The 6,514-nt window shown below is 45.1% G+C and carries 4 protein-coding genes; all 4 read left to right on the plus strand.

From position 1 onward, the window contains the following. Positions 1-25 precede the first annotated feature (25 nt). Complete coding sequence (locus tag GVO62_RS00855) at positions 26-1,372, plus strand: Na+/H+ antiporter NhaC family protein (protein ID WP_159117332.1); 1,347 nt, start codon at positions 26-28, stop codon at positions 1,370-1,372. Positions 1,373-1,472: 100 nt separating this feature from the next. After that, entirely contained in the window at positions 1,473-5,480 is a 4,008-nt protein-coding gene (gene hrpA, locus GVO62_RS00860) for an ATP-dependent RNA helicase HrpA (protein WP_159117333.1), read from the plus strand. 185 nt (positions 5,481-5,665) lie between these two features. After that, positions 5,666-5,968, plus strand: a complete 303-nt coding sequence (locus GVO62_RS00865; protein ID WP_120959722.1) for a PilZ domain-containing protein — start codon at positions 5,666-5,668, stop codon at positions 5,966-5,968. Positions 5,969-6,297: 329 nt separating this feature from the next. Further along, positions 6,298-6,514 (plus strand): DUF2061 domain-containing protein (locus tag GVO62_RS00870; RefSeq protein ID WP_159117334.1); only part of this gene is annotated, 217 nt, incomplete at its 3' end.

A 6,514-nucleotide genomic window follows, 5' to 3' on the forward strand; every position in this document is an offset into this window, starting at 1 on the left:
CATAAAATCAAAAGAGAGTTTTCCTGTGCGCGAAAATAACGCTACTGCACCACCGTCTGTTTTGCCCAATGCGATGGGCCTAACGCCAATACTCCTTTTCGTGGTTCTTGTCGTCGTTACGGGGATCACAACGAACGACATTACAGCAATGCCAATTTTAGTGGCGTTTTTTATAAGCGCTGGGTATGGCTTGTGTTTAAATCCGAAAGGAAAAAAGATTAGCTTCTCTGAAAAAGTTCAGACTTTTTGTAAAGGGGGCGGTGATAAAAATATTATTCTGTTGGTGCTCATATTCCTATTGGCTGGCGCGTTTTATGCGGTAACCATTGATATTGGTGCACGAGATGCCACGGTGAATATGGCGCTGCAATTTGTGCCCTCGGCACTGATATTGCCAGGCCTGTTTTTGATTTGCTGTTTTATATCATTCTCTATGGGCACGTCGATGGGCACCATTACCGCGTTATCTCCTATAGGCGCGGGCCTTGCCACAAGCTTAGGTCTGCCGGTGGAAATGGCGCTAGGTATTGTCGTAGGTGGCGCTATGTTTGGTGATAACTTGTCGTTCGTGTCAGATACCACCATTGCTGCAACGCGTACCCAAGGAGTGCATCTTAAAGATAAGTTTAGGGCGAACTTAATGGTTGCCGTGCCAGCCTGCATCGTCACCATGGGGTTACTGCTTATGGTCGATGTAGACACATCAGGTATCGTTGAGGGTGGCAGCTATGATTTCTGGCGCATAGTTCCTTATTTGTGCATTATTGCTTTCGCGCTTACCGGATTTAATGTTATCAGCGTTTTGGCGGTTGGTATTGCTAGTGCCTGTGTGGTTGGATTGGTGCAAGAAAGCTTTACCATGCTTTCGATGATGCAAAGCATTCAAAAGGGGATGGGCTGGATGCAAGACTTGGCGATGATTGCTATTACCATAGGCGGCATTGTAGCGCTTATGCACGCTAATGGTGGCATTGCCTGGTTAATTGAACGTTTAACTCGCAGAGTGACGTCTAAAAAGGGTGCAGAGTTTAGTATTGCTGGTTTAGTCAGCTTTCTAGATATTACCACCGCAAACAATACTATCGCGATTGTTACCGCAGGTCCGATTGCTAAAGATTTGAATGAAAAGTACGGCGTTGACCCTCGTCGTACCGCATCGTTACTGGATATCTTTTCATGCAGTTTTCAAGGTTTAGTGCCCTACGGTGCGCAGCTATTAAGTGCTGCTGCGGTAGTGGGGATTTCACCTTTAGCCATCACGCCTTACTGCTGGTACCCCATGCTCATATTTGTGTTTGGCGTAGCGGCGATTTGGTTTGGATTCCCCCGTTTTAAAACTCCACAAGACGATGAACTAACCCAAAGCGCTTAAAATCACGTAACGCTTAACACACTAGCTTTTTAGGGCGGTATCTTCTAGGATCACCGCCCGAAATTTATTGACGTATAGAAAAACTCTGTAGGATGCAACTTTGTCTTCACCACTTGCAATAAAACCTCTCTATAACAAACTTGATGACTGCTTAAGCGCCGATAAATTTCGTCTAAAGCGCCGCATAATGCAACTTATGCAAAAAGCAAATGGCGCGTCTTTAGGTAATAAAGAGCAAGCCAAAAACGGCGGTTCGGTAAATAAAAGCACGCTTAAGCCTGCCAGTGAAGGATCACAAAACGAGAGTGTGCTTAACGAAGACAGTTTACGGGCGCAGTTTGAAAAGCTAAACGCCGATATTGAAGCATCGATAGAAAAGCGCACTTGGCGGAAGGCCAATTTACCCAAGATAGAGTACCCACCGCTGCCGGTAAGCGATAAGAAAGAAGATATCAAAGAGGCCATTGCTAATAATCAGGTAGTGATTGTTGCTGGTGAAACCGGTTCAGGTAAAACCACCCAGTTGCCAAAAATTTGCTTGGAATTAGGCCGTGGTGTTAGCGGCATGATTGCCCATACCCAGCCTAGACGATTGGCGGCGCGAAGTGTTGCTACCCGCATTGCCGAAGAGCTAAATACCCCTTTAGGTGAGAAGGTAGGTTTTAAAATTCGCTTTAGCGATCAGGTCAGTGAGCGAAGCTACGTAAAACTGATGACTGACGGTATGCTGCTTGCTGAAATGCAGCAAGATCGTTTCTTAAATCAGTACGATACTATCATAATCGATGAAGCTCACGAGCGTAGCCTTAATATCGACTTCTTACTGGGCTATTTGCGTCAGCTTTTAGATAAGCGCCCTGAGTTAAAGCTTATCATAACGTCTGCTACTATCGATCCTGAACGCTTTTCAAAGCACTTCAATAATGCGCCAATTATCGAAGTAAGCGGTCGTACTTATCCGGTAGAAATTCGCTATCACGCCCCTGAAGATATTGATGAGGACATGGACCAAAGCGATGCTATCGTCCATGCCGTTGACGAACTTATGCGCGAAGCACCAGGTGATATTTTGGTGTTTTTAAGCGGCGAGCGTGAAATCAGGGACACGCAGGATGCGCTTAGCAAGCAGCATTATCGCAATACTGAAATCGTGCCCCTTTACGCAAGGCTATCGGCTGCAGAGCAAAACCGTATTTTCCAGTCACACAGCGGCAGACGAATCGTGCTTGCTACCAACGTAGCAGAAACCTCGTTAACTGTGCCTGGTATCAAATACGTTATAGACCCAGGCTTTGCGCGTATTTCACGATACAGCGCCAGAAGCAAAGTGCAGCGCCTACCTATTGAGCCAATATCACAGGCATCAGCAAACCAGCGGGCAGGACGATGCGGCCGTGTTTCAGACGGTATTTGTATTCGTTTATACAGTGAAGACGATTATTTAGGGCGTCCAGAATTTACCGACCCTGAAATTCTGCGTACCAACTTAGCATCGGTTATTTTGCAAATGCTCGCCTTGGGCTTAGGTGATATTGCCGCTTTTCCTTTTGTTCAGCCACCGGACAATCGCAATATTAACGATGGCTTTCGCCTGCTTGAAGAAATTCAGGCAATAACTAAAGGGAAGGGCAAACAGCAAGGCAAAATGCAGCTTACTTCGTTAGGGCGCCAAGTGGCACGATTGCCTATCGACCCGCGCTATGCACGTATGGTGATTGAGGCCGAACGCACTAACGCATTAAGTGAAGTGATGGTGATAGCGGCGGGACTTTCTATCCAAGACCCTCGAGAGCGCCCGCAGGAAAAACGCCAGCAAGCAGATGAGAAACACAGTGAATACCACGACAAAGACTCTGACTTTATAAGTCTTTACAACTTGTGGGTAGCGTTCAGAGAGCAACAAAATTCGCTTAGTCAAAACCAATTACGTAAATGGTGTAAGCAGAACTTTATTAACTATCTGCGCATGCGTGAATGGCAGGACATTGTGAGCCAGCTTAAAAAATCTATCGCTGAGCTTGGTTTTGGTATTTCCAAGCAAGAAGCAGACTATCAGGCTATTCACCAAGCCATTGCCAGCGGTTTGCTGTCACACATGGGCTTTAAAGACAAAGAGCGCGAGTACATGGGGTCGCGCAATTCTCGCTTCCTTATTTTTCCTGGTTCTGGCTTATCAAAGTCCCAGCCAAAATGGGTGATGGCGGCCGAACTCGTTGAAACGTCTAAGCTCTTTGCCCGCGTGGTGGCGAAAATAGACCCTGCATGGGTTGAGCCCTTGGCCGAACACGTGGTGCAAAGAAGTTATTCAGAACCGCACTGGTCGAAAAAGCGCGGAGCGGTTATCGCGTTTGAAAAAGTTACGCTGTTTGGCCTGCCAATCGTCATGAAGCGGGCCAAGGTATACAGTCTCATCGACCCGGCAATCTGTCACGAGTTGTTTATTCGAGAGGCCTTGGTTGAAGGTAATACCAAGCTAAATTATAGCTTTTTGCAAGATAATCAGGCGTTACTTGAACAAGCGGATGAGTTTGAACAAAAGACCCGTCGGCGCGACCTCATTGTTGATGACGAGGAACTAGTTAGTTTTTACGCTAAGCGTATTCCTGTTGAAGCGAACAACGATGCTGCGTTTAAAAAATGGTTTAGACAGCACGGTAGCAATGACGGCTTAACTTTTAAAGAAGAAGACGTTTACCGTCAGCAGCCAGGTCAATCGGTAGCCAATGCTTTTCCGGATGTATGGCGTCAAGGCAACATTACTTTACCGCTGCGCTACAACTTTGAGCCCAACGCTGAAGATGATGGTGTTACCGTAGTTATTCCCCTGCCTGTGCTCAACCAAGTAGATAACGTCGGATTCGACTGGTTGGTGCTGGGGTTGAGGCACGATCTAATCGTTGGTTTAATTAAAACCTTGCCGAAACGCCTTCGCCGCAATTTTGTTCCGGCCCCCAACTTTGCAGAGGCGTGCCTAGCTGATATAAGCGAGACAGACAAGAACAACCGCCCCATACCTATACTTGATGCCGTTACCGATAAATTGCGCAAAATGACAGGAGTCGTTATTGAAAGCGAAGAGTGGAACCTGTCACAGCTTGATAAGCATTTAAAAATGCACTTCGCCGTGGTCAATGACAGCGGTGACGATATTGCCAAAGGCGATGATCTTCATGCACTCAAACAGCAGTGCGCAGGACAGGTGAAGCAAACTTTTGAGAAGGCCGCGACCCCAGAATTAGAGCGTAGCAACATAGAGCAATGGGATTTTGAAAGCTTACCTGAAACGTTCGTTCAAAAAGTCGGTGGATTTGAAGTGCAAGCTTTCCCTGCACTGGTTCAAAAAGGTGAAAAGGTCGACATTGCTCTAATTGAAGAGGCAGACAAGGCTCAAGTACTGCACAAACAGGGCGTTAATGTGTTGATTAAAAATGCCATGCCATCGCCACTTAACTACCTGCAAAGCAAGCTCCCCAATAAAGCTAAACTCGGCCTGTATTTTAATCCGTTTGGCCAGATAAAAGCGTTAATCGATGACTGCATTTTTGCTGGCATTGATGCCATAGTGACCGAGTATAGCAAAGCTAATAATACAGATATCCGCAATAAAGCTGATTTTGAAGCATGTTTAGACATTGCACGTGCGAATATCAACGACAAAGTATTAGAGATAGCACAACAGGTTGAACAAGGGTTAACCCTTGCTCACCAATGTCAAAAGCAAATGAAAGGTAATGTGCCTTTGACCATGATTAATGCGTTAGGTGATTGTAAAGCGCACTTGGCATCGTTAGTTTTCCCTGGTTTTGTTTCAGAGATTGGTGAGTCAAGGCTCGATGACTGGAACCGATATATTAAAGGACTTGCTCGCCGTCTTGAGAAATTACCTATTGATCCGAACAAAGACAGAATGCACCAGGCTACGGTAGAAAAGTCTATTAAAGAGTGGGAAAAGGCGTGTGCGAAATATCCGAAAGGTAAAGTACCTCAAGACCTGCTTGATGTGCGCTGGATGATAGAGGAGTTAAGGGTTTCTTTATTCGCCCAACAGTTGGGAACTGCTTATCCAATATCAGCCAAACGGATCACCTTGTATCTCGCTGACTTTTAGGAGCTATTCCTTCTTAATATAGCCAGTTTACCTCATTCGTTTGAATTGACTTCAAAGCAATAGGAATCAAGGGTTTTTAGTTTTGTTGAATAAATATTGAACAGTTAGATTGACAAGTTATGCGCATCCCCCTATAACAACAGATGTAGTCGTAAGCGAAGTGCTAAAAATCAGGAGAAGTAGAGATGTTGGGATACGACGATAAGCGAAATTTTTTCAGGATGATGGTAAATTCGCCGTGTCAGTTGCAAATAACTGACGATGAGTCGAGCCGGACCATGCAGGCATTGTGTAAAGATATCAGTGCTACGGGTATGTCGTTAGAGGTAGATGAACCTTCAATTGAAGTAGGTACACAAGTAAGCGTTGCGATCGAATCTTCGAGCTCACAAATACCTTCTCTAGCAGCGTTAGCAACCGTAGTACGTTGCGAGCCTGAATCAGAATCGAGCTGTATCATAGGCGTTGAAATTTCGCAGATGAAATAAAAGAGCTTCGCATATGTTTTGGCGAGGCTTTCGCTTCGCCTTCGTGATTGCCGCTATGCTACTTTTGCCTTTATGTAGTGTTGTCGTTGCGCGTCTTCGTTTTCGCGTTTAGGGAATGGCAAAATTAGGCTGTTCTATTGCAACGCTGTTCTGTTACTGCGTTGTCCTATCAAAGTAAACGTTCTTCGCTCTTCAATGAGTATCTACACTTTCATCTACTTAAACGAATAGCGCGTTTAATTTTTTCTATTTTCTAATTACTCTCTAATTGATAATAGTTCTCAATATTAATAAAGCATTCTGATTTCAACGTAAAGAGAGTTATCACTATGAAGAAAACTATAACTTTTGCCGTTATGCACTTTACCGTAGCGTTTACCGTCGCTTATTTACTTACTGGCAGTGTTGTAGTCGGTGGAGCCGTTGCGCTTGTAGAGCCAGCAATTAATACGGTTGCATTTTACTTTCACGAAATGGTTTGGAAAAAGTTAGAAGCACGAAAAGAAGGGTCGTCATTTAAGGGGATGAAGCTAGGAAGCTTGCCAG

It is taken from the genome of Alteromonas sp. KUL150 (genome assembly GCF_009811475.1).
GTDB lineage: Bacteria > Pseudomonadota > Gammaproteobacteria > Enterobacterales > Alteromonadaceae > Alteromonas > Alteromonas gracilis.

Coding starts and splice junctions, on each gene's coding strand:
- GVO62_RS00865 (WP_120959722.1), top strand. CDS start 5,666: ATGTTGGGATACGACGATAAGCGAAATTTTTTCAGGATGATGGTAAAT.